At 41.9% G+C, this 25,787-nt stretch carries 23 protein-coding genes; 4 read left to right on the top strand and 19 right to left on the bottom strand.

Going from position 1 to position 25,787, the window contains the following annotated elements:
• Window positions 1-31: 31 nt before the first annotated feature.
• The 6 genes from hpt to LK416_12390 form a co-directional block, all read right to left on the bottom strand.
• The gene (hpt, locus tag LK416_12415) at window positions 32-553 is read right to left on the bottom strand and encodes a hypoxanthine phosphoribosyltransferase (GenBank protein UEA74447.1); all 522 of its coding nucleotides are present in this window, start codon (window positions 551-553) and stop codon (window positions 32-34) included.
• Window positions 522-1,979, bottom strand: a complete 1,458-nt coding sequence (tilS, locus tag LK416_12410) for a tRNA lysidine(34) synthetase TilS (GenBank protein UEA74446.1) — start codon at window positions 1,977-1,979, stop codon at window positions 522-524. The genes hpt and tilS overlap by 32 nt, the downstream gene beginning before the upstream one ends.
• A 211-nt stretch (window positions 1,980-2,190) precedes the next feature.
• Entirely contained in the window at window positions 2,191-4,260 is a 2,070-nt protein-coding gene (locus tag LK416_12405) for a SpoIIE family protein phosphatase (protein ID UEA74445.1), read from the bottom strand.
• 130 nt (window positions 4,261-4,390) lie between these two features.
• Window positions 4,391-4,690 carry a septum formation initiator family protein gene (locus tag LK416_12400; protein ID UEA74444.1) on the bottom strand — a complete coding sequence of 100 codons (300 nt, stop codon included), beginning with the start codon at window positions 4,688-4,690 and terminating at the stop codon, window positions 4,391-4,393.
• Window positions 4,691-4,776: 86 nt separating this feature from the next.
• The gene (locus LK416_12395; GenBank protein ID UEA74443.1) at window positions 4,777-5,157 is read right to left on the bottom strand and encodes a spore cortex biosynthesis protein YabQ; all 381 of its coding nucleotides are present in this window, start codon (window positions 5,155-5,157) and stop codon (window positions 4,777-4,779) included.
• Window positions 5,157-5,435 (bottom strand): YabP/YqfC family sporulation protein, encoded by a 279-nt coding sequence (locus LK416_12390; GenBank protein UEA74442.1) that lies wholly within the window; start codon window positions 5,433-5,435, stop codon window positions 5,157-5,159. Before LK416_12390 ends, LK416_12395 begins: the two co-directional genes overlap by 1 nt.
• 396 nt (window positions 5,436-5,831) lie before the next feature.
• Between LK416_12390 and spoVT the strand changes: the two genes are divergently transcribed.
• From spoVT to LK416_12370, 4 genes are all read left to right on the top strand, one after another.
• The gene (spoVT, locus tag LK416_12385) at window positions 5,832-6,377 is read left to right on the top strand and encodes a stage V sporulation protein T (GenBank protein UEA74441.1); all 546 of its coding nucleotides are present in this window, start codon (window positions 5,832-5,834) and stop codon (window positions 6,375-6,377) included.
• Window positions 6,378-6,564: 187 nt separating this feature from the next.
• Window positions 6,565-6,837 carry an HU family DNA-binding protein gene (locus LK416_12380; GenBank protein UEA74440.1) on the top strand — a complete coding sequence of 91 codons (273 nt, stop codon included), beginning with the start codon at window positions 6,565-6,567 and terminating at the stop codon, window positions 6,835-6,837.
• A gap of 197 nt (window positions 6,838-7,034) precedes the next feature.
• Complete coding sequence (locus LK416_12375) at window positions 7,035-7,493, top strand: ferritin-like domain-containing protein (protein UEA74439.1); 459 nt, start codon at window positions 7,035-7,037, stop codon at window positions 7,491-7,493.
• A gap of 69 nt (window positions 7,494-7,562) precedes the next feature.
• Window positions 7,563-7,802, top strand: a complete 240-nt coding sequence (locus LK416_12370) for an RNA-binding S4 domain-containing protein (GenBank protein UEA74438.1) — start codon at window positions 7,563-7,565, stop codon at window positions 7,800-7,802.
• A gap of 448 nt (window positions 7,803-8,250) precedes the next feature.
• Here the strand turns inward: LK416_12370 and LK416_12365 are convergent, their stop codons facing one another.
• The 13 genes from LK416_12365 to LK416_12305 all read right to left on the bottom strand — a co-directional run bounded on the left by LK416_12365 (window position 8,251) and on the right by LK416_12305 (window position 25,689).
• The gene (locus tag LK416_12365; GenBank protein UEA74437.1) at window positions 8,251-9,153 is read right to left on the bottom strand and encodes a serine O-acetyltransferase; all 903 of its coding nucleotides are present in this window, start codon (window positions 9,151-9,153) and stop codon (window positions 8,251-8,253) included.
• A 170-nt stretch (window positions 9,154-9,323) separates the two neighbouring features.
• Entirely contained in the window at window positions 9,324-9,506 is a 183-nt protein-coding gene (locus LK416_12360) for a hypothetical protein (protein UEA74436.1), read from the bottom strand.
• Window positions 9,507-9,753: 247 nt separating this feature from the next.
• Complete coding sequence (locus LK416_12355; GenBank protein ID UEA74435.1) at window positions 9,754-11,088, bottom strand: glycosyltransferase; 1,335 nt, start codon at window positions 11,086-11,088, stop codon at window positions 9,754-9,756.
• Between the two features lie 14 nt (window positions 11,089-11,102).
• The gene (ybaK, locus tag LK416_12350; protein UEA74434.1) at window positions 11,103-11,582 is read right to left on the bottom strand and encodes a Cys-tRNA(Pro) deacylase; all 480 of its coding nucleotides are present in this window, start codon (window positions 11,580-11,582) and stop codon (window positions 11,103-11,105) included.
• A 13-nt stretch (window positions 11,583-11,595) separates the two neighbouring features.
• Window positions 11,596-11,979, bottom strand: coding sequence for a response regulator (locus tag LK416_12345; protein UEA74433.1), 384 nt, complete (start codon window positions 11,977-11,979; stop codon window positions 11,596-11,598).
• A complete protein-coding gene (locus LK416_12340) occupies window positions 11,979-15,344 on the bottom strand; it encodes a response regulator (GenBank protein UEA74432.1) in 3,366 nt (1,121 codons plus the stop codon). The genes LK416_12345 and LK416_12340 overlap by 1 nt, the downstream gene beginning before the upstream one ends.
• 34 nt (window positions 15,345-15,378) lie before the next feature.
• Window positions 15,379-16,065 carry a YkgJ family cysteine cluster protein gene (locus tag LK416_12335; GenBank protein ID UEA74431.1) on the bottom strand — a complete coding sequence of 229 codons (687 nt, stop codon included), beginning with the start codon at window positions 16,063-16,065 and terminating at the stop codon, window positions 15,379-15,381.
• Entirely contained in the window at window positions 16,058-18,841 is a 2,784-nt protein-coding gene (locus LK416_12330) for an ATP-binding cassette domain-containing protein (protein UEA74430.1), read from the bottom strand. The genes LK416_12335 and LK416_12330 overlap by 8 nt, the downstream gene beginning before the upstream one ends.
• An 18-nt stretch (window positions 18,842-18,859) precedes the next feature.
• The gene (locus LK416_12325; protein ID UEA74429.1) at window positions 18,860-19,798 is read right to left on the bottom strand and encodes an energy-coupling factor transporter transmembrane protein EcfT; all 939 of its coding nucleotides are present in this window, start codon (window positions 19,796-19,798) and stop codon (window positions 18,860-18,862) included.
• Between the two features lie 86 nt (window positions 19,799-19,884).
• Window positions 19,885-20,871, bottom strand: a complete 987-nt coding sequence (locus LK416_12320; protein UEA74428.1) for a DUF4430 domain-containing protein — start codon at window positions 20,869-20,871, stop codon at window positions 19,885-19,887.
• Entirely contained in the window at window positions 20,858-22,915 is a 2,058-nt protein-coding gene (locus tag LK416_12315) for a fibronectin type III domain-containing protein (protein UEA74427.1), read from the bottom strand. Before LK416_12315 ends, LK416_12320 begins: the two co-directional genes overlap by 14 nt.
• 564 nt (window positions 22,916-23,479) lie before the next feature.
• On the bottom strand, window positions 23,480-23,926 hold the full coding sequence (locus LK416_12310) for an acyl-CoA thioesterase (protein ID UEA74426.1): 447 nt from the start codon (window positions 23,924-23,926) through the stop codon (window positions 23,480-23,482).
• A gap of 89 nt (window positions 23,927-24,015) precedes the next feature.
• Window positions 24,016-25,689, bottom strand: a complete 1,674-nt coding sequence (locus LK416_12305; GenBank protein UEA74425.1) for an AMP-binding protein — start codon at window positions 25,687-25,689, stop codon at window positions 24,016-24,018.
• Window positions 25,690-25,787 lie beyond the last annotated feature (98 nt).

Raw genomic sequence — 25,787 nt, 5'->3', positions numbered from 1 at the left:
GGTCTGTCTTTTTATATAAACAGTCTGATATCTACTGTTCAATCACTCCGATATATGGAAGGTTCCTGTACTTCTGCGCACAGTCAAGTCCATATCCTACTACAAAACGATCCGGGATCGTAAATCCTGTCATATATAATTCAACCGGATTCACACGTCTCTCCGGCTTATCAAGCAGAGTTATTACCTGCATACTCGCCGGCTTTCTGTTATTTAATAATTTGATCAGATACGACAGCGTTCTTCCTGAATCGAGAATATCTTCAACTACGATCACATCTTTTCCTTCTATTGATTCATCCAGATCCTTATTCAGCTTCACAATTCCTGATGATTTCGTATCATCTCCATAACTGCTGACTGACATAAAATCCATGGTTACAGGAACCGTGATCTTCTTCGCCAGCTCACACATGAAGAATACACTCCCTTTTAATATTCCGATCAGATGAACGGTCTTTCCTGCATATGCTTTATCAATAGCTGCTGCCATCTCTGAGATTCTGTTATCTACTTCAGCTTCAGATATCATGACTTTGATCTGCTCTTTCATCTTCATTTTCTCCTTCTGGTATATATTCTAAACATATTACTCTTTTTGTATCAGGCCGTACCTTGTACTTCTCACTCAACCGGACGCCTACTGCCCAGATGATGTCATGTTCGGAAGCTACAAGCGGTATCTGCAAACGCTCTGCCACCGGTATCTTACAGGATGAAAATAACCGGTTTATCTTCTTCGTTGAGCCGTCTGATGCAATCACCATATAGTCATTTTCCATATATTTCCTGATAGTAATGCCATTCTGTATTCTATCATAATCTGCAAACTTCGTATACTCTTTTTTTGTTAAATCTAAATGAACAGATTTCTCAAATATTTCAATCTTCATCCTTCCCATTCCGGGCAGGATATATTCACCTGCACCTTTTATAACTATCTCCTGCCAGTCGACATCGCGTGCGCCCTCTGCTGCCTTCTCAAAACACAGATATCCGTAATTCTGATATACCATTCCACCATGCGGAAGCATGATCCGGCTTCCCGCAGCTGCCTGATACAGCTTCTTCACTTCTCTTACATGGTTCTGACCGATATCCTTTCTTCCGCCGCTGACTCTGCCAATCAATTCTAAGATCACAAGATCCTCGATCAGTTCATCCTGTTCCCGTAGCTTCCCGATTTCCAATACATATGCATCTGTTTTTCCGGTCTGTTTCCGTATCTCCATATGTTCATCCAGAAAATATCCTACCTGCTTCATCACATAGGTATCATACATACCCGCATAGGCTGCTGCCTGACTGATATGTGCCGCTGCCTGTGTGTTTATCTCATTAAATGCCGGAATCACCTGATTACGGATCTTATTTCTGGCATAATCATTTTCCAGATTTGTGGAATCCGTACAATACTGTATCCCCTGCTGTTCCAGATAAGCCTCAATCTCCGTTCTGGTACATGAAAGTAACGGACGCACGATCCGGTCCCGCTTTACCGGTATTCCGGCCATTCCGGCAATCCCCGTTCCCCTTACCATGTTGAGCAATACCGTCTCTGCTACATCATTTTTGTTATGAGCAACTGCCACCTTATAATCAGTGATGCCATACTTGTCCGCTGCCCGGGCAAATGCCCCATACCGTGCATTTCTTCCCGCTTCTTCCTCCGTCAGCTTCTGTTCCTTTGCAAGCTGCGGCACATCGATATGGTAACAGTCACATGGTATTCCAAGCTTCTTACAATACTCTGCCACATAAGATTCATCTGCATCTGCCTCTGTTCCGCGGATCATATGGTTAACATGGACCGCATATAACTTGAGTTCTATTTTCTCCCGAAGTCCTGCAAGAACCGTCAGCAGGCAGATGGAATCCGCTCCGCCGGACACACCAACGATGCAGTTATCTCCTGCTTCAAGCAAATTCTGTTCTTTTATAAATTGATAAATCTGTTCTTCTAATGTATTTTCTGTCATCTGTTTTCCACACCTGTCCGTCTTCTATGATTCGGATATTCGATCATCTATATTCATTACCTGTATCTTTGTATGCATATTGTATATACGTTTCTTTAAAATCCTACATTCACCGATATATGTAGCTTCGTTATTTTACATCCGGTCATATACATTTCTTCGTTATCTTAATACAAGCCAACTATAAATTTCAAGTAACAAACCGGAAAGTTTATGCTATTTCCAATTTTGCCACGATCACCGTCACATCATCCTCAAGTTTACCTTTACAGCGGAAAAGCACCTGTGAGACAATACGATCAAGTGTCTCCTTGCAGTCATCCGTTTTCAGCGTGGAAATGATCTCCTGCATCTCATCCTCATCTCCCAAAGCTCCATCACTTACCATTACTACCCGATCTTCCGGCTGTAGTTCCTGATGGATCACATCGCATTCCGCAGATTCAAGGACACCGATCGGCAGGGATGCTCCCCGCAGCACCTCCGTATCCCCTTCATGAATAATATAAGTCGGTGCTGCCCCCTGCTTATACTGTGTCAATTCTCCGCTGTACAGATCTATGATTCCCATATCAAATGTCGTAAAACACCTCCCACTGTTCTTTGCCGATATGCAGTCATTTGAAAATGTTATTCCATAAGAGGGATCAAATCCGGCATCCAGCAATTCCTCCATTGTATCGATCATCAATGTACTTTCGCAGGACGCAAGGCTTCCGCTGCCCATTCCGTCTGATATCATCATAATAAGCCTGCCATCCTCATGCTCCTTTACCGAAAAATTATCCCCCGAGACATTTGACCCATATTTTTTAATTCTACGGACAAAATATGTACAACGATATTTTGCGCATTCCTCAAATACGATCACACGATCATTTTCCGATATGATCGCAGGTGTATCCTCTGACACGCGAATCTGCTTGTCCAATACCTCAGACATGATTTCTGCCGCATCCCTCGACAGCATGATCCTCTTATTCTTCGTTCTTGCTGTTATATAATACTGAATATGATTCATCTCATTCTTCATAGATGATAAATGTGTCATGATAACCCCATGCTCCATAAAGCTTGCACGAAGCCGTTCTTCCCTGTTCAATGAAACCGGTTCAGCAGTTTCCAGATTATCGGAAAATCTTCCGATCATATCTCCGACCTCACCCAGATCCACTCTTGCTGCAGCAGGTCCACATCCTGCCAGCGTATATTCGATCCGTTTAAATGCCCCGGATAATTCCCGTATCTTCTCTGCTGTGATACGGTTCATCTCAGTCGCCGTCTGAAGATTATACTGTGACTGAATCCATCCATCCTGAACCGTAAGCAACCATTTGGGGGTCGCCGCAAAGATCAGCAGCGCACTTCCCACACTTTTGATTCCATCAAATGTCAGGAAATAATCATCATACATAAGTCCCGTCAGAATACAGGCTACAGTTACCGCCATAATGGTTCCCATTTTTCTTTTATCCGAAAGTGCGCGCCCTGCAAGGATCAATATTGCAAATATAAAAAATCCACCGACTAATTCCGGTCTTCCGCTCTTAACCGCCGCAATGAATCCGCATACGCCTGTGACAGCCATTCCGTAACCTGCACCAAACCTGTGAAGTGTATACCACGACACATAAAGACTACACATTAACAGCCAGCTCACTGCCCTACCGATCATATATGGCATTCCCCACATACAGACAGCAGTCAGAACAAGAACCCCCAGCAATTCCTCATTGTACTTATCTCTCTCTCTTTTCTGTAACAACAAAACCTGTGTTCCTGTCTGAAATACAGGTATCGTTCCGACAGATATCACTGTTTCAAATAAAGCCATAAGCACCGCATCCTGCATACCGAAAATGTACATACCACATATAAACGACCAGACGAATATTATTAATCCACAGCTTCCGGCAAGTATCAGATATGTACGAGTTCCTCCCGATCGCCTGCATTTCAATCCACCTTCCAGGTTCATGCAGACCAGAACAGCCACCAGGATCACACTGTATTTTATCAAGAAATACGCAGCAGAGTTTTCACCCATTCCCATCACATACGGTCCCATCCGGAATATCTGTTCCGTGTTCCAACCCGGTCCGCCATATAACGCCGCCCCGCCAAAAAGCATTGCTGTGAACAGACCGAACGTACTCTGTCTCATATAATAAACTGCAATAAGCATCGGAACCATAAACGGATGCATACCAACGATCGCAGAATGTCCGCATAGAAATCCGATCAGATATAACAGCATACGATTCACTTTTTTTTCATTCATATATGTGTCCTCCCTTTTCGCCTTAAGTGTCAGACATTATACGGAGATAACACGTAAAAAAAAAGCGAATGCTGAAAACAGCAATCGCTTTATTCTGACTATTTTTTATTTTTCCGGCTCTTTTATGTACTTATTCCTTCGGACGAATCACTATTTCGTCAGGATATACCAGACCGAGCTGATTTCTGGCTACTTCCTCAACGTACTTTTTCGTCTTCATATATTCTTCTTTTTCTTCCAGCTTCTTATGTTCATCTTGTGCTTCTTCAATCTGTGCTGAGATCTCTGCTGCCTGAACCTTTAATTCTGCTTTCTGTTCACGAAGTGAGATAGATTTTACTACCACGATCACTGCTAACAGCAAAAGCGAAACAATAATGATCGCTGTACATATCTTTGATTGTTTTCTTCTGGTATTTGTTCTACCCATGATCCATTCCCCTATTGTCCGGCTTCTTTTTTTCGATGCATTGTTTTCCTAAAAAAACAGTGCTTTCGAAGTGTATTGACATAATTTTACCTTCTCGAACAAATTATGTCAACAAGCATTTTTGCCCGAAAAATCACTTTTCTCAACCCCTTTTTCAACTCACACAATATATAGTTCAAGAGTCTGGAAACAGCCCAATTTATAGTAGAAAAATACAGCCCGATTCCAGAAAAAAATCCTAAAAAAATATACAAACGTATCACGCCGCTGTTATAGGTAAATGTCGTCCAAATCACTGCCGCACATAATACCAGCCAAAAAAGGAGATCTATAAAGCCAACCCAAGCGTCTTTTATATTTATCACTTTTTTAAAAGCATTAAACAAGCCTATGATAAATCCTATCCCGACCCCGAATAATACGCATACTGCAAAGGCTGTTGACTGCTGCTCCAACATCTCTGTCATTATTTGAACAGCCTCTTAATTGAAAATGTTCCGTTCTCTTTATCCGTCATATAACAGATACAGTCAACCTTACCTGTCAGATCAAGCAGCCCCTTCTCAATATCCAGATTCGTCATATGCATATCTTTTCCGGTTATTTTCATCTTGCCTGCTTCAGTGATCAGGAATACCAGATCCGGCTCAAATGAGATGACCTTCTCCACTCCGGTTATTCTGGCCTCCTTTCTTGCATCCATAATAAGCTTATGCCCGCTCGTAGTATTCTGCGTTTTCTCCATGCTCCACCCTTCCGCCAAAAGCCTTCAGAAGCTTTCTTAAGTCTGTTAGAACAATATATGAAGCTTATTTCTGCAGTAGAACATGTTCTCAATTCCATATCTCAACAAACAGTTCTTCCATCTTGCCGATATTGATAGGTTTTGACAGATGGTCATTCACACTGCTTAAATTATGACGTAATCCTGATATCTGTACCAAGCATATAAAAAAATAATTTTATATTATTATATATTATTTATAATAATAGCTTTGCTGCTTAAGTATCTTCGCAAATGCATAAATCCACATATTTGCCACATACTAACTACAAAGCTAAAACTTAGCAAAAGAGAATGTATCATAACTGAACAGTTAAGACATTCTTACAAAATATGACATTGGAGGAAAATACAAGTATGAGACCCACTGGAATTGTCAGACGTATCGACGATCTTGGCCGGATCGTTGTTCCAAAAGAGATCCGCCGCGTGCTCCGTATCCGGGAAGGCGACCCACTCGAAATCTTTACCGGAAAAGACGGCGAAGTTATCATAAAAAAATATTCCCCGCTTGGAGAGCTCGGAACCTTTGCTCAACAGTATGTGGATTCCATCTCACAGATCCTTGGTTGTCCGGTCTGTGTCGCCGATCGTGATCAGATCATTGCTGTCGCCGGAATGCCCAAGAAAGATCTGGTAGGCAAAGCAATCCACAAAGATCTGGAGGAAGTCATTAACGATCGAGAAAATATTATTGCCCGACATGGTGATACACGATATGTCAATATCACTTCAGATGATACTGCATATGCAGGTCAGGTAATTCAGACAATCATTTGTGAGGGCGACGCGATCGGTGCAGTCATTGTGTTGAGTAAGGATGACAAAATGCGTTTCGGTGAAACAGAACAAAAAACCGCGATCATTGCTGCTAATTTTCTCGGAAAACAGATGGAGAACTAATTCTGTGTCATTTGCCTTGAAAAGTAGCGAAAAATCTAGGTTTTTCAAGGCAAAATGGCGTTCTAACCTTGACAAATACTGGCATTTTAGGTATAAATATACATGTTGGGGCGTGATCTACGCCAGGAGTTATCCGGTTTAGCTCACCAGGATAATATATTATGAGTATTTTAGGAGGATTTTTTCGATGAACAAGACTGAATTAGTTGCTGCTATGGCAGAAAAGACAGAATTATCAAAGAAAGATGCTGAGAAGGCTTTAAAGGCTTTTACAGACGTTGTAGCTGAAGAATTAAAGAAGGGTGAGAAGGTTCAGTTAGTTGGTTTCGGTACATTCGAAGTTGCTGAAAGAGAAGCAAGAGAAGGTAGAAACCCAAGAACAGGCGAAACAATGACAATCGCTGCTTCTAAGTCTCCAAAATTCAAAGCTGGTAAGGCTTTAAAGGATTCACTTAACTAGTTTTTATAGAATGAATCAAGTACTTAAGGGATGCTGCATCGTATAAATCAGCATCCCTTTTGTTTTTCTGTTTTCCGGAATAATCCGATTGTCTTCTGGTAATACTTCTTACAGATGCAAAAAACAGAGCACCACTCATTTATCTATGTGTGCTTGTTATATGTACCAACCCATATAAAATACAGGAGGCAAAAACTATGGTTTTAAAAGAGAAAGAAAAACAGGCTATCAAGGATCTTCAGACACTGGAACAGGCCTGCATTGACAAATACGGCAAATATGCAGCCCAGGCAAAGGATCCTGTGTTACAGGAATTATTTACCACGCTGAAAAGGAATGAACAGAAGCACTACGACAGTCTGGAGCAGGTTCTGACCGGAACCGTGCCAAGCTGCAACTGCAATGACAGTGATGGCAGAGACTACGACCCAAAAGCTACCTACAGCCAGCTCGGACAGTCTCAGGACAAGAAGGACGATGCCTTTCTTGCAACGGACTGTATCACCAGTGAAAAGCTCGCATCCTCTGAATATAACAGTGATGTATTCATCTTTGGCGACAGTGCAATCCGCAAGCTTCTTGCCGACATCCAGATTGAAGAACAGAATCATGCCGAGATGCTCTTCAAATACAAAACAGCAAACGGGATGGCATAAGACCTCCAACAAAATACTTTTATGACTATATAGAACACTATCATTTAAAATACAAAAGGAGATATACAAATGAGATTAGACAAATATTTAAAGGTTTCAAGACTGATCAAAAGAAGAACCATCGCAAATGAAGCCTGCGATGCCGGACGTGTTATGATAAACGATAAAGTCGCCAAAGCATCCACCGATGTAAAAGTTGGCGACGTTATCGAGATTGGATTCGGCAACAAGACCGTCAAGGTTGAAGTGACAATGATCGCCGACTCCACCAAAAAAGAAGACGCCAAAGAAATGTTCCGGTATTTGTAATGTCTTTCATGACGATATAAAGTCTGCATACCCGGTTGCTATATAAACACATGACTCATTTCGTTTCTACTCGATACACTCGCCCATTTGTCAGCAGTCGCCCAAACTCACCCTTACGGGTTCAGACATGGGCTTGGTGCTGACGGCTAGAGTGTATCTCATCACGAAACTACATGAATGTCATTGTTTATATAGCAGCCGGATACGCAGACTTTATATCTGTATCAAAGACAAAAACAGATAAATTATCTACAACAGCCTGACTATATATTGACATTAGCGAAAATTTCGTTATGAGATGCACATTGCCAGTAAATACGGGTGCCTGTTTGAGTCCGAAGGACGAGTTGGCACAGGAGTATTTACGAATCAGTCATGTACATCGAATAGAAATTGCGCGAATCAATTATAGTCAGGCTGTTGTGGATAGTTCATCTGTTTTGTCCGTTTAGTTCGAGGTTTTAATTTCGAGTTCCGGCATAGTGGAGGCAACTTTGGTGTTTGCAGGGATGGACTTCGTTACGAAGGTATTTCCCGCCACTACGGAATTTGCACCAATAATGGTCTCACCACCTAGAATGGTTGTATTTGCATAGATGACTACGTTGTCTTCTATGGTCGGGTGACGTTTTATGCCGGATAGCTGCTGACCTTTTCTGGTCGACAGTGCACCAAGAGTAACTCCCTGATAGATCTTTACATTATTTCCGATATCGGTGGTCTCACCGATAACTATTCCCGTTCCATGATCAATAAAGAAATATTCGCCGATATTTGCACCCGGATTAATATCAATTCCTGTCTCGCCATGCGCATATTCTGTCATGATTCTTGGAATAAATGGTACCTTCATCTGATAGAGCACATGTGCATATCGATATACAAATATCGCAAATAAACCCGGATAAGAGAAGATGATCTCTTCCCTGCTGTTCGCTGCAGGATCTCCATTATATTCTGCTTCTACATCTTTGCAAAGCAACGCCTGCACCTCCGGTATCCTTCGGATAAAGCCCAGTGCCTTCTCCTGTGCGTCTTCTGTGATCTCCTGATAGGATTTGGCATCGTTTTTATAACTCAATGCTACCTTGATCTGACGGAACAACTTATCATATAACAACGATAACTTATGTCCTGCAAAATATTTCTTATTAGCATATGCCATATTCTCTCTACCAAAGAAGCCCGGAAATGTTACTTTCCGAAGTTCATCTACAAAATCAATGATCTCATCTTTCTGCGGAAGGCGTTCACCCAGTGAAAGATCAAATAATTTTTGATCTGAATAATTCTTATTTAATTCCTCAGCCATTTCTGCAATGACTGTTTTAACATCATTTTCAAATTCCATTTCAGACTTACTCCATTTCGTTTCCTAATATCAATATATGCGGCAGTCACGATATGTCCTCGGAAATACTGCACAATATACAGCATTAGTATAACATTTCAATGGAAAATGTAAATATTTTTGTTTTTCATTACCGGATTCTTTTTTGAACAGGTCACAGATAAACTTCTCTACAGATTCTCCGCTCTCATATCTTCGATCCTACGGTTTAATTCTTCTAAAAACTGTTTATGTTCCTTTTGCAGGTTTAAAATTCTGGTCTCATACTGCACTCTTTGCTCTGCAAAAGCTACCAGAAGAATGCAGATAATTATGACTAATACAACAACTGCTAAGGCTAATGCGACCATCATGCTACCATCTCCCGATGTAGAACATGAATCAGATTTAATTCTTGCTTGCTGAATTGATTGTGAACTTTCAGAATTGCGTTCATGATTCTCCCCCCACTTTTCTTTTATAACTTTTGTATTCATTTAAACAGATGCACGCTTCAATCTGCGTACATCTGTTTATACTATACTCAACTTTTCGACATAATGCAACATTTTTTCTACTTAAAATAAGATTTTTCCTATCGCAGTGCGATTTTAAATTGTTTTATTGCTTTCGAAATAACCGCTTGATCTTACCGGGCAGCCACACAAGGACTTTTCCGATCCGGAAAGACCAGGATGCTCTTATCTTCTGATTCTCCTGTTCAACAGTCCTCAGCTTCTTCCCAAGAGCCTCATTCTTTTTCTTTTGTTCTGTAAGCTGACGTTTAAGATCAGCATTTTTTTCTTTTAATACATCTCTTTTTTCTTCAAGTCTTGTAATCTTGCTCTCATCTCGTGCGATTTTCTTTTCATTTGCGCGGTTTTGTTTCGTCAGATCTTTATATGCTTTCTTCTGCAATGACAGATCCTGACTCATTCCACGTTTCTCAGCATACGCTTCCGATTTTTGAACATATACGGAATATGCAAAAAAAACGGCAAATTCTTCCGGTGTATCCTGATACAGATGTCTGACACATTCTCCATTCCATACACTATAATAGTAACCATCTTCCTGTATCTGAATATGCATTTTTTCAAGCCCATATTCCTTTAAAGCCTCAACTGCCTGTCTGAAAGCATCCCATTTCTGAAAATTCTGGAGCATATAGATCATACTTCCAATTGCTTTGTTGGCAAAACTACGTTCTCCAAACCCATCGTATTTTTCCAGATTCTCAGCAATATCCATCCATGCCTGAATCGGCGACAGAGGTGATTTAGAAATAGAACAAACAAGTCCACTCGCCTGATTTACTCTGTAATTAACCAGTTTTTCATCCAATACAGTGATTCGATCCGCAAGTCCAATCGCATTTACTGTGAAATATACATCATTACCATTACGAACCGGTTGGAAATCCAGTTTTAGCTGTTCAATATAAGACCGTTTGAATATCTTATTCCAGGCTGCTGCGTTCGTAAAATTCAAATAATAATCCGGATTTGTAAAACGATTAAATGTATCTGTCTCCGGTATATTTTTGACCGAGAGATACGGCGGCCATGGATATAATTTCTGTTTTGACTCCAGAAATTGATTTCCACCACATACACAAACATCTGCATCTACAGCCTTTGCTTTACCATACATTTTTTCCAATGCATCCGATTCAAAGAAATCATCGCAATCCCAGAATACCAGATATTCACCTGTTGCATGTGATTTTCCTGTGTTTCTGGCAACACCTGCATACAGATTCTGCTGCCTGTACAACTGAATACGATCATCCTGATCTTTGTATCGATTTAAAATATCCCAGGATGAATCGGTTGAACCATCATCCACACATATGATCTCAATCTCCTGCAATGTCTGATTGCAAATACTGTCCAGACATTGTTCCAGATATTTTTCTCCATTATATACCGGTACGATTACTGATACCTTTATCATAAGAACTCCCTAACTTACTCCTTTATAATATCCGCATACACTCCGTTCACCGCACGAAGCAGGTCATCCGGTTTCAACAAAATCTGTTCTCCCAGTTTTCCACCTGATACGATCATCTGCGGAAGCAGTTTTGCGCTTTCGTGTATAACTGTTTTGTACTGCTTTTTCATTCCGATCGGTGTACAACCGCCTCTGATATAACCGGTCACTTTATTGATATCCTTGACCGGAAGCAGTTCCAGATTCTTTTCTCCTACTACTTTAGCTGCCTTTTTCAGGTCAATCTCCTTATCGATTGGAAGTGCAAATACATAATATGACCGGCTTTTCCCAATCGTTACAATCGTCTTAAAGCTTTCGTCATAACTCTGTCCAAGCAGATCTGCTACATGAACACCATCTATAAATTCATCACACTGATATTGATTCAGCGTATATGGAATCTTCATACGATCCAGAATACGCATAGCATTTGTCTTAGTTTCTTTTCCCATGGTTTCTACCCTATTATGAAAGTACACAATCCTGTATATTTAATACGCGCTCTATACGAGCTGTGAGCGCATTCGCTGTAAATGGTTTACAGATATAATCTTCTGCACCGGCTTCAAAACATTTCGTTTCGGAATATTCATCTGTTACCGCAGTCAGAAAGATTACCGGAATATTCTTATACTCCTGATTTACCTTCAGTCTGGATATCACATCATACCCATCCATTCCGGGCATCTTCAGATCCAGAAGAATAATATCCGGACGTACACGCTCCAGTACGCGGAATGCCTTTTGTCCATCATTTACCGCAGACACATCAAATTTGTCTGCAAGAACACCCTGTATCATATCCAATATCACCTTGTCATCATCTATAACCAAAACTGTCCTTTTCACTAAAGCATCCTCCTAATATCCGTCTCGAGTTTTTCAATCACATCATATGCCTTATCCATATCATAATCTGATATATATGTATGCAGTCTGTCCAGAATGCCAAAATATCCGGTTCCCAATTCTTTTTGGATCGCCGGCACTTTAATGTGATATAGCTTTTTCAAATCCTCACATGCCGCCTGTTCCCGGTAATCATAGACTTCCTGTTTCATTCTGTCGAGTATTATAAGCACTTCTGTTATATCTGTGACTCCTGTAGTTTCTATTGTACCATCTGATTCTATATTCGCAAGCCATTTTTTTATCTGTCTCAAAAGGTCTCTGTATCGACGCATTGTATCCGCATGTTCCCGGTCTATCTCCGTCCATGCCGTTTCTTCATGCCGGCATGCAACCTCCAGTCTCGCAGCCGCTTGAGCCATATCATCCGCTCCTATACTGGCCGAGATTCCTTTCAGGCCATGGATCGCAATCTCGTATGCCTGCAGATCTCTGTTTTTTCTGCCGGCGTCCAGCTTTTGTATACGTTCTTCGCTTCCGGTCAAATAAGTCTGTAAAAGATCGATATAGAGTTCCTCGCTATTGCCTATATAAGACAGACCTTTCTCTGCATCAATTCCGGGAATGTTGATCTGTGTTGCCGGAACATCAGATTTATGAGCTTCTGCATCCATTTTATCACATACTGTAATATACTCATCCGGAAGATTCTCCATCAGAATACGTTCAAATCGTTCCGGATCGATCGGTTTCGAAAGATATCCATTGAAACCTGCATCCAGATACATCTGTTTCGCATCAGAGAGTGCATTCGCCGTAATGGCGATTGCCGGGATATGCTTGTATTTTCCACCATCCATACCTTTTATCTTCTGGAGCATGATCAGTCCGTCCATCTCAGGCATCATATGGTCAATTAAAAATAACTGATATTCCTGCTTTCTGATCATGGCAAGTCCCTGCTTTGCACTGGTAGTCATATCCATCTGTATTCCGGTTCTTTTAGCAAGCCCTTCTATGATCTTCAGATTTACCTCATTATCATCCACAACAAGAACATGTGCTCGCTCTGCATGAAACATTTCGTGATAAGCTATTTCCGTCTGAATCTGTTTTTTGTATCTTTCCCTGTAGTCACCAACCGGTTCTTCATCTGCAATCTTCTGTGTCAGAGCTACGGTAAATGTTGATCCCTTTCCATATACACTTTGTACTTGTATAGTTCCTCCCATGGCATCAAGAAGGCTTTTTACAATCGGAAGTCCCAGACCGGTTCCTTCTACCGAACGATTCCGTTTCAGATCAAACCGTTCAAATTTCGTAAATAATTTTCCGAGATCCTCATCCCGCATTCCGATGCCGGTATCCGCCACCTCTATGAACAGTTTCTGGATAGTATCCTGACTTTCACCCGTGATCCGAAGACTGATACATCCCTTTTCTGTATATTTCACTGCATTTGTCAGAAGATTCATAATGATCTGTTTAATTCGGACTTCATCGCCTTGCAGATACTCATGCATATATGGCGAAACCGATATGTTAAACTGAAGGTTTTTTTCCATTACCCGTTTCTGGATCGATCGTTCAACATCTTCTATCAGACTGCTCAGGCTGTATCTCTCTATTATGATATCAACCTTTCCGGATTCAATCTTCGACAGATCCAGAATATCACTGATGATCGTAAGTAATGTTTTGCCTGAATTCTTTATATACATTGCATACTCTTTGATATGAGGCTGTCTGCTCTCACGCAAAACCAGTTCATTCATACCAAGTATCGCATTTAAAGGAGTCCGTATCTCATGAGATATATTTGCCAGAAACGCCGACTCACTGTTTGCCGCTTCCTCTGCTTCCTGTGCATTTTGTTTCAACCGGATCTGAAGCCTCTTATTCCAGGCAATTACCACTAACAGCATTAAGCTTCCAAGCAAAATAATTATCATATCCGTTATACAGTCATCAATATCTCTTCCACCTGATGCATCCTGCATATGATCTGACAACAGAGCATACAGATAATAAATCTCTGTACTGACCAGCATAAATATATTCAATTCAACCATCTGGTATAACGAAATAATAACCATGGCTGTCAGGAACATATCCGTCAAACGATTGTGTCCATCCGGCAGAAGTCCATACATGGCAATTATCATAAACAGGCAGCCCGTCATACAGAAGCCATGCGCCTTAACGGGTGTTTTTTTGGAACAAGTCACATATATACAGACGGGGACCGTACAAAATGTTATAATGACAAAACCCGCTCCGCTTTCATAACGAAGAAATGCCGTAACAAAAAAACAGATCAGTAACAAATATGTGTAAAATACCATATATTTTAAGCGTTTATCATCTTCCAGTACCGCTCCGGAGGAATATCGATATACTTCAAGCTTCTCTGTTCCTGTCTGATCTTTAGTTCTGTGCAACCGAACAAATAAATTCAGATAGAGCATGAAAAATACGACCAAAACAGTTATAAGATTAACCGCAGATGGTATCGCATTTCTTGCTATAAGCCAATTAATACTATCTTTATTGATAATTGATACTACATACCAATCATTCATGATAGGCTTGACCGATATCCATGATGAAGCCGTCTTATAGGATACAATGTCGCTATTCTGTTCCAATTCTTCATTTATCTTATCTTCATAGGACTGCGTCTTTTCATTTTTTCCGTAATAATCCGTCAGGCTGCTTCCAACCATATCAAAATCAGTGCCGGCCTCAATAATTCCGGATGAATTGACAATATATAAATCGCCAATATCATTTTGCAGCATCTGCAGCATTTCTGACAGATTTTTTATGTCCAGATCTACCCCGACCATGTCTGTTCCGTTTTCCATTGTTCTTCCAATGGTCAATACCTGTTTTCCCGTCTTCATATCGATATATGGCGTTACAAATGTCAGATCTGTTCCATTTGCTACGATCTCCCGATACCAGAGCCGATCCTCTACATGATAATCGGCCGGCGGCATCCACTGCCCACTCAGCATCAATTCTCCATCAATATATCCATATATGCCGAGATAAGATAATCCAAGTCTGTCCTTCAGATATTCTGTCTGCTCAACAAAATATTCCTTCAACATAGCATTATCCTCATTTTTCTCATGAATATATTGAGCGGTAAAATAATTTACATTCAGTACATTAACCGCATCCGTTAAGATATTTTCACAGGAAACAGAAGCATAATCCAGATTACTCTTTATAGTATCATTCACCTGTTCTGTCGTGTTTTTTACCTCTCTTGCACAAAACACAAGAACCACAGCCGCTATAAATATCAGAACAATACTAATATACATAATTAATTTCTGAAATGATCGTTTTTCCATTTTCCATCACCTTCCCCAACACTGATATCCGTTCCTACCCCAAATGTTCTATCAGTTTTTCCAGATTTACGATTCGACCTTCAAATTGCTCATAAAAATCCTTCTGATCCTCATACCTCGCAATATACATCAGATTCAATATCAGCATACAGATCTGTCTGGTCTGGTCATCCGCTTTTGCTTCATCGTTTGCTGCAGGCAGTTTGCACATATACTCCTGCACTTGTTTCAGAAAATCATGCCAACGATTGATATATTCCGTGTTCTTCTGAAGATCCGGTGTATCGATCCACTTTGACACCTTCACCTTCACCTTTCCCGCACGCTCACACTCATGAATCTGGAGGAAATATTTGAAACCGCCATCCTCATAATATCGTCCAAGAGGGAACAAACGACAGAAGCCCGGACGTGCCGCATGGATACTGCATCTTCCCGCTTCATTCAAAAATGAACATTTCCCATCTACCATCTTGATATTCGGAAGGATCAGTCCATCCACTACGTTCAGTTCGATTGTATCGGCAAGCAGGGCTTCAAAACTTTTTCCTGTCTCCTTCGTCAGACGGTATATATCTAAAGGATCTAAAATAATCGATTCACCCATCCCTTCACAACAGGCATGGCATCCCTTACATTCATTACAATATGCTTTTACCATATCATTTGCTTCATACAGACGTCCATCCGATATCTCATCCAAGCTACAATTTCTAAGCATGTTCTTTTACCTCACACAATACTCCATATTTTATCTTGATTCGGTCTAATTTCTCCAGAAACGGGCAAGCCATAAGCCAGAGAAATAACACAGTGGCAAATCCCTGTACAACATCAAACGGAAATCCCGTCACATAAGCAGCAATGATCATCTGCAGATTGACCGTCGGCTGCCACATGATCACGGATGCAGGATTCATAATGCCGCCATATATTATAATACAACAAAATCCACCAAATACGCAAAGGGAGAGACGCGTCAGTTGTTCTCCCCGAATCTTTGAATTATTAAAGATAAGCCCGGCGGCAAATCCTACCAGTCCCATCGAAAACATCTGCCATGGTGTCCATGGTCCCTGACCAAATACCATATTTGACACCAGCATCGTGACTGCTCCTGTAATAAATCCGGTTTCGCAGCCAAATGCCACTCCGCTTATGATCACAATTGCTATAACCGGATTAAAATTCGGTATCATAAAAAATGCGGTTCTTCCTACTGCTGCCAGTGCACATAAGACAGCAACCGTTACCAGATCTCTTGCCGATACCTTTCGGGTTTCAAATGCCACTCCAAACGGTATCATCATCTCGATCAAAACCAAAAGCGAGATAAAATAATACTTTCTATCCGACAGTACAGCTTTTCCCATCCAGATCGTAGCTGCGGCTGCCAGAATACAGGCAATCGTTACTATCATATTCTTCCGGCTGATATGGTACCGTTTTCTTCGTTCAATCTCCCTGTCCTGTGCCTTTGCCAGAGGACGCAACAGACAGAGAAAAAGCCCGATCGTCAATATAAAGATCACATATATCCCTATATACATAATACCCTCCGATGTCACCCTGCCATCATCGATCAAGCGGGTAAGATCAGACTGGCGAATCGTTATGATAAAGCAGGCCGCCATAACAAGCGTTGTTATCATCAGACCTAGTCTGTGTACAAATGCAGCCTTACCTGACACTATGCTCTTGTGCTGTTTATCTTCTATTTGTCCGGATTTCACACCTGACTGTTTATGCTTGCCTGTGTTCTTTTCTGTCTGTTCGGAATCTTCTATATCTGTTAGCGTTTTATCCGCTTTTTTCCGTGAAGCTCCTGCATCCGTGCCTGACCGATCTGTGTTTTTCCCATACACCGCAAGAACGTCTTTAACCGTAACAGCATGATCCACAATACCTCTGGCAATTCTTGCCGCTGCCGTGGTATAGAATTCATTCCCTGTAAAATATTCCGTTACACCGTTTACAACTGCTGTCTCTCCATCAAAGATCAGGCAGACCTGATCCGCAGTCTGTGCACAGAATTCGATGTCATGACTCACGATCACGATGGTACATCCCTGCATCTGTAATTTTCTGAGGATTTCCGCAAAGGTCTGCTTGAATTCCGCATCCATCCCTTTTGTCGGTTCATCCATCAATATAACATCCGGCATCCCGATCAATACTCTTGCCAGTCCCAGCCGTTGCTGTTCACCACCGGACAGATCATATGGATGACGTTCAAGAAGCTTCGTCAATCCGCAAAGCTCCGTGATTCGATATCTACTACTCTGTCCGGTCTTATCCTGCGCCACCGCACCGTTGCTATTTTTTTCAATTCCAAGTTCTCCCCGTACAGTGGATGCCGTAAATAACAGCTTCGGGTCCTGCGGAAGCAGTCCGACCTTTTTCCCTTTTCCAATCCGGATTCTGCCCCGATAAGGTATACCCGCACCGGCAATTAATGAAAGCAGGGTGGATTTGCCACATCCATTGCTGCCGTTAATTGCAAGGATCTCACCCTCATAGACAGACAGATTAAGTCCATGCAGCACATCACACGCCATCCGATCATATCGAAAGAATACATCCTTTATCTCTATGATCTTATGCTCGCCCTTATATGCCCGTGTGGTCACTTCGTCAATTTGTTCATGTTCCCGGTCATATCGGATAAGCCAGTTTCTTCCATCTGTAACAGTCACCGGAACCTGTTCTTTTTCCTGTAAACCAAGTGCGATCCTGCATGCCGCAGGAAGCTCGATAGATGGTTCTGTCTCATACAGAGTATGCACCCCTTCCTGTATCGTTCCATCATATAAGACCATTCCATGATCAAGCAGTATAAAACGGTCACACATCGCCCACAGCTCTTCCAGTCTGTGCTCCGTAATAATGATCGTAATTCCAAGCTCCTTATTGATCCGTTCCAGGCATCGGAAGAAATCACGCGCCGCCATCGGATCCAATTGACTGGCCGGTTCATCCAGAATCACTACATCAGGTGACAGCGCAAGCACAGATGCAAGATTCACTAACTGCTTCTGTCCACCGGACAGCTCATTTACTTTTTTATGAAAAATTGAATTCAATCCAAAAAAAGAACACATCTCTGCAACACGTTTTCGGATTGTCTCTGTCGGAAGTCTCAGGCTCTCCAGTCCAAATGCAAGCTCATGCCAGACCTTGTCCGTCACCAGCTGCGCATCCACATCCTGCATGACGAATCCTATCTTCTGCGTCTGCATTTTCTCATCCATCTGAGAAAGCTCCTGCCCCGCAAAGGTAATTGCTCCCTCTCTTTTTCCTCTCGGTGTCAGCACGGGCTTCAACTGTCTGAGCAATGTGGTTTTTCCACTCCCGGAACCACCTGCAACCACAACGAATTCTCCCTGTTCGATCGTAATATTTATATCATTTAAACAGGGATCAAGATATATATCGTCACGCTCTGATATGATATCAGGATATGCAAATGTCAGACCTTTTATCTCATACAAACTCATATTCTTCTCCAATAAGTATTACCGGCTGCCTACTGCCGCCTCAATAGTATCTCCCGACTGCATCACACGGCATCTTTTCTTCCACATCAATACCTCTGCTATATGCATACCGGTCGGCCATACTGCCAGAACCAGATAACTTCCAAATGCAACTTTCGACCGGATATTCCATGCCGCCACAGCCACATACGGATAATACCGCATCGCCATCTGCCCCGATAAGAACCCTGCCAATGTCATACCTGCAAGGATCAATATTCCTGCCAGACAGACCGCATCCCGCCTGTGAAAACGGAACAGAGAAAAGGCCGTACGTCTTCCGATTCCATATCCCCGGCTGCGCATACTGTCTCCGGTAATGACCGCACGTTCAAGTGCCCAGGTCGTCGCAGATGAAATTACCCGCATACCTGTCCTTATACGTTTAAAATATCTACCTTCTACTATAAATCCTGCACATTTCTGTGCCTGATATACCTGACGGATCCTTGCTCCAAACTCCGGGAAAAATTTCAATGTCATAGATATGACCAAAGACAGGTATGGTGCAAATCTTCCAAATAAATAGATCATCTTATCCGATGTCAGCACACGATTAAGAGACGCAAACCAACAAAGCACAGTCACAAGCATCCCTGCTGCCGCAAGTCCATACAGTATGGATTCCAGCGTCAATGCATTTCCTGTCGGAAAATGCCATAATACCGTAACTCCCTGATGACTGAATGCCGGATTGATCAGTGCCGTCAGGATTATGACCGGTATCATGTATCGTAGATTCCGCAAAACCGCTTTTCTTCCACCAAGGCAGACCGAATATGCAAATGCTCCCATAAATGCTATCATCAGACACACCGGATGTAATGACATCATTCCAAATGCGATCACACTGACAAAATATATGAAATTAACGATTGGATGACAATCTGCAAATGCATCCTGATTTTCTTTTCCCACTGATATCTCCTGTTTTATCAAATTCTGTCCCATTAACCTCTGCCTTATTAATCTCTGTCGTCCGAAGCCGATACTTCCTGTATTCCCTATTCAAAATATGGGTTTCCGACATCCGCGCCCAGATCACAGGTATACTTCCATTCTATCTTATCTCCATCCTTCAGAACATATTTTGAGCATCCAAATGCAGGGAACTTCCCATTTACGCAGTATTCCCAGCCTGACAGCTCACCACAGTCAAACTCATAAAGATTATTGATTCCCTCTATATAATAGCTTCCGTACAATGCCGTAAATGAATATTCCATCTGAATGGCTCTTGTCCGGGTCACATTCTTTAACACATCGAAAACCGTCTGTCCCTTCTTAAATTCAACCATCATCTCACGAAGGACCCAGCCATCTGAAGGAACACAGGATGCCTTCGTCTTATCAAAGATATCCCAGTTCGATAAAATATTACTGCAATTAATTGATATGGTACAAGTATATACAGTGTCTTCCGACGTCTGCTCCGTGGTGGTCGGTGACTGTACTCCCGGCTGCTCCGTCGTTGGTACCTCTGTATCCGGCTGCTCCGTCGGTCCGCTCTGTTCTGTTCCTGAACCGTCTTTTTTCGATGAACCGCCACCATTTGACGGAGTCTTATTGTCCGTACTCTGTGATGAATCTGTCCCCGGATCCTCCGATACATCCGTATCTCCATTTTTATGCTCCTGCGTCGTGGCGGAATAATCCGGAGTTACGATTCCGGACTTGTCCTTTTCTGATCCCTTATCGTCTTTTTTCGTATCCCTTTTACTATGATTTTTCTTTATTGAACCCTGTCCTGACGATGATGAGTCATCCCATTCCGCATCATCCGATATTTCCGCATCAGCATCTTCTGTATCTGAAGCTTCCCCGGAAACCGCTTCCTGTGTCGTACTCTCTGTATTTTCAGAAGTCGTTCCCGGCCTTCCAAATCCCCTGGAGCCGGGTGCATTTCCTCCATACCAGTACGCACCGACAAGTATAAGCAGTACAACCAGAATTCCTATTATCTTTTTCAGATGTTTCTTAATCCACGCCATATCTTATCTTCTTACTCCAGCTGCTGTAATATTTCTTACCCTTCACCGTCTTATATGCCCGCACTGTTATATAATACCGTTTTCTTCGTTTCAGACCGGTCAGTTTTTTGGTCGTTGTCTTTCCTGATCTGACCATTACTGTCTTTGCTCCGCTAAATGAAGATTTCAAGCTGTACCTGATCTGATATCCGCTCGCCTTACTGTTCTTCTTCCATGACACAGACAGCTTTCTTTTTCCTGCCTTTGCTGCCTTTGCAGTAACCGCAGTCACGCGGCATGCCGCCTTTGTATTCGCATTTTTACCCTGCAGACCTGCAGTATAGGCGCATACCTTATAAGAATATGTCGTACCGTTTTTTGCACCGGTATCCACATAAGAAGTCTTTGCACCGGAAACGGTTTTATATTTCTTATATGCCCCGGAACCTGCCTTACGATATAAGATATACTTGTCTGCTCCTGTTACCTTCTTCCATGTTACAGTCAGACCTTTTTTGGTATTTGTGACGGATTTCACAGATGCCTTTGCCGGATAAACAGACACTGTCTTCGATACCATTCCCTTATACATTCCTGTTCCTGATATCTGAACAGTCGCCTTTCCCGGCTTCGTATTATTCTTATATGTCACTGTATAATCTGTTCCTGCAGTCAGTTCTTTTGATATTCCATCAATTCCTGTCATGCGGACAGTGACGGCAGGCGTTATCGCCTTGCCTGCATATGTGTATGTCGTCCGGGAAATCTTCACCTGACAATCTGCAAGATCCATGACACGAGCATCCACCGCATCTGTCATATTGTATAAAGTATTTTTATTATTCTTATATCTGTCATAGGATACCAGCGCATAAAATGCCTGTTCTGTCGCCATCTGATTGCCACCATCGGAAGCCACATGCTCAAATGCACCTTTTCCCGTCAGATAAAACTGCTCTAAACCATCCAGTACAGAATGTCCGTTTTTTATAAAACGAACATCTGTATCACCATCCAAGCCCAAACCGGATAAGGCAACCAGTACCTGTGCCGTACTCTCTGCATTTTTCGTTCCCCAGCTGCTGTATGTTCCATCTTCATTCTGTATCTCTGACAGCACACCGATTCCACGGTTTACAGCTTCTGTCACCTGACCGCGTACCTGTTCGCTAACATCTGTACTTCCCTTATAATATGGAACAAGTGCCTGCAATGCCATCGCTGTGACATCCGGGTCCGGTGATGTACCCGACAGACAAAAGCCGCCATTCTTCAGTTCATTATTCAGAATATAAGTAACCAGTTTCTCTCTTGTCACCTGTGTCTTAGCTGTTCCCGATGCAAGCGGTTTGATCTCATAATTACCCGAATCAAGTGCGATCAATGCAAATATTGGTCCATTGATTCCCTGTTTTTTTACATATGTCATATCTGACAGCACACCGGTCAGATCATATCCCTCTATATCAGATGCATCAAGCCCCATAGATGTAAGGGCGAGAATAATTCGAGAATTTTCAGTACTTTTTGTTTTATGCAGTTTTAAAAACTGATTATCCCAATCTCCTACTGCATATTTTTCTTTATTTATGTTATATGTTGCCTTTATATATTCTGTTATATTGTTATAATATGCCCTATACCATGGTGCATTTTCCATACCATAACGGCACTCGCCGATAACAGTCCATTCCCCACCAATAGATCCAATTGCCGGTCCCCACCATTTAACCGTTCTCTTTACTTCTTCATACTCACCTTTTTTATTCTTTTCATAATGAATCGGCAATTTATATTCATATGAAATTTCTAATGTTTTCTCGATTGCAGCAGAAGTCTCTTTCAAAACCGCCTTATAATCAATGGCAGTATCCGAAGCTGCCTCTACCTGACTAATCTCTGCAATCGTACCTGTGCCTGCCTGTTTGCCAGTTCCGTCAAATGTGCCATTCGCAGCAACCTGCCCAAACAGAGAAACAGTCATCACCGTTACCAATATATAACTAACTATTTTTGTCCAACGCGATCTATACATTTTCTCTCTGTTTTTCTTCATCTTTCTCATTCTAACCTCATATCATTTCAAAATACATCATGCCCTGCAGCCATCATCTTCATAATCTTTCTTAGCAAGTTTTCCTAACAAGCTCATTCATAATGCTCATACATAATACCTGATTCCGCACAAAAATTCCTTATATCAAGCCTATACTAGCAATTATAAAACAATGTGTCAACAGAGAGGATCTGGCAGGGGAACTTGGCAATTCTATAAAACCCACACCATGTCCAGATATTTCTTTATGCAGAGCACTTTCGTTCTATTTTCACGTCGGCCCTTAATGAACCGCCCTGCGGTGAATTTAGTACCGCTACGTGAGACACAGAACGCAAGTGTTCTGCATAAAGAAATGATCTGATCACGGTGCGGGCATTTTACAGTACTGCTCAGCAAAATAAAATTACACAATATAACAAAAGAGGATAGTCAATATCCGTTTTACAGACCTTGTCTCACGTCGGTCCTTAATGAACCGCCCCTGCGGTGAATTTAGTACCGTTACGTGAGACACGAACGCAAGTGTGCTGTAAAATGGATATTGACTATCCCCTTGTTACATTGTGTAATTTACGCATTCTCTTCAGCCTGCTGCTTCATGAGTTCCTTGAAGAACGCATCCTTCTCCGGATAACGTTTCCGCATGAACACCGGCTTGTTCTTCTCATCCAACAAACAATGGCAGGATGTGCCGACGCACCGAAGCTCTCCGGTCTTCTTGTCATGTACTTCATAGGAAAATCCAATACGGACGCCTGTGTACTCTGCAAGCTTTACATAGATCACAACGTTATCTCCATATCTGGACATAGTCTTATATTCCGCTGATACTGACAATACCGGAATAATAATATTGTCGTCCTCGATGGTCTTGTAATCCCATCCAACTTGCTTCATCCAGTCCAGTCTCGCTTCCTCAAACCATCTGATATAGTTGGAATGATGAACGATTCCCATTCTGTCAGTTTCATAGTAATAAACCATACGCTCATATGGCTTAATTTCCATATCTATCATTTTATGAACATCTCCATTTCCTGCCTGCTTCTCACAGGCTGTGTCATTTCATCTGCCTGTCAACTGTCCCGGCAGATAATCGTCCGGACTTATTTCCAGTCTTTCTCTTTGATCTCTACACGTCTTACCTTACCACTGATCGTCTTTGGCATCTCATCGACAAATTCGATCACACGAGGACGTTTGTAGCTCGCCATATTCTCCTTGAAATAACGCTTCAGCTCTTTCTTCAGATTATCATCGCCAACCGTTCCTTCTGTCAGAACGATCGTTGCCTTGATCGCCTGTCCTCTGGTTCCATCCGGTATAGCTGTAACTGCACATTCCAGAACATATGGGATCTTCATAATCTCATTTTCAATCTCAAAAGGTCCAACACGGTATCCGGCAACCTTGATGATATCATCCACACGGCCTACGAACCAGAAATATCCATCCTTGTCCATATATGCGGTATCACCCATGTGGTAATAACCATCGTGCTTAACTTCTTTTGTCATTTCCTCATTATTATTATAAGTAGAGAACAGACCATATGGCTCGCCATCTGCAATCTTAATAACGATCTCTCCGGTCTCATCTACATCAGCAAGTGTTCCGTCCGGTCTCATAATGTGAACATCATAGAGTGGGCTTGCCTTACCCATGGAACCCGGTCTCGGTGTTGTATTTTTCAGATTTCCGATCGCAAGTGTAGTCTCTGTCTGACCAAAGCCTTCAAAGATCGTAAATCCTGTCATCTCTTTGAATTTATAGAATACTTCCGGATTCAGGGCTTCTCCTGCGGTTGTGCAGTAAGTCAGTGCGGAAAGGTCGTATTTGCTTAGATCCATCTTAACAAGGATTCTGTAAAGGGTTGGTGGCGCACAGAAGGTTGTGATCTTGTACTGTTCTACAAGCTTCATGATATTGTCTGCACTGAATACATCAAAATCATAAACAAAGATACAGGTCTCACATAACCACTGACCATAGAGCTTGCCCCAGAGAGCCTTACCCCAGCCGGTATCGGATACTGTAAAATGAATACCATCCGTCTTTACGTTATGCCAATATCTTGCTGTAATATAATGTCCAAGTGCATACAGATGATTATGTGCTACCATCTTTGGATGCTTGGTTGTTCCTGATGTGAACATGATGATCATGGTATCATGTGCATAGACTGTATCTTCACCTGTCGGACGTGCAAATTCTTTGCTGAATGAAAGGATATCTTTATCAAATGGATGGAAATGCTCTCTCTCACCATTTACGATAACCTTGATCACCTTATCATCCGGATCGATGGCTGCCATTGCATCCGGAATCTTGTCATCAGCTGTACATACAACAGCCTTTACATTTGCAGCTTCAATTCTGTATCTGTAATCTTCTACCTTTAAGATATTGGTTGCAGGAATTGCTACTGCTCCAATCTTGTGAAGTGCAAGGATCGTAAACCAGAACTGATAATGGCGCTTTAATACAAGCAGCACTCTGTCGCCCTTCTTGATGCCAAGGCTCTTATAATAATTTGCTGCCATATTGGAATACTCTTTGATCTCTTTAAATGTAAACTTCTTTTCTTCCTTATCTCTGGACACATAGATCAATGCTGTCTTATCTGGTGTCTTTTCTGCTAATGCATCCACTACATCAAATGCAAAATTAAAGGTCTCATCATTTGTAAATTCAATCTTGCTTAATACACCATTCTCATCAAATGCTGTCTTGACAAACTTTCCGGCAATTCCTTCTTCCGGTTTTAACTCTGTTATCATACTGTCTGTTCCTCCGTAAAATAATGATCTGATCTATATAATGAAAATGTGTTTCCTTTTTTCACGTTTTTGCAACTTCGTTCTCGGTTTTTCCAGAC

Source organism: Lachnospiraceae bacterium GAM79 (assembly GCA_020735665.1).
Taxonomy (GTDB): domain Bacteria; phylum Bacillota; class Clostridia; order Lachnospirales; family Lachnospiraceae; genus Coprococcus.
This window is presented reverse-complemented; position numbering and strand designations above follow the sequence as displayed.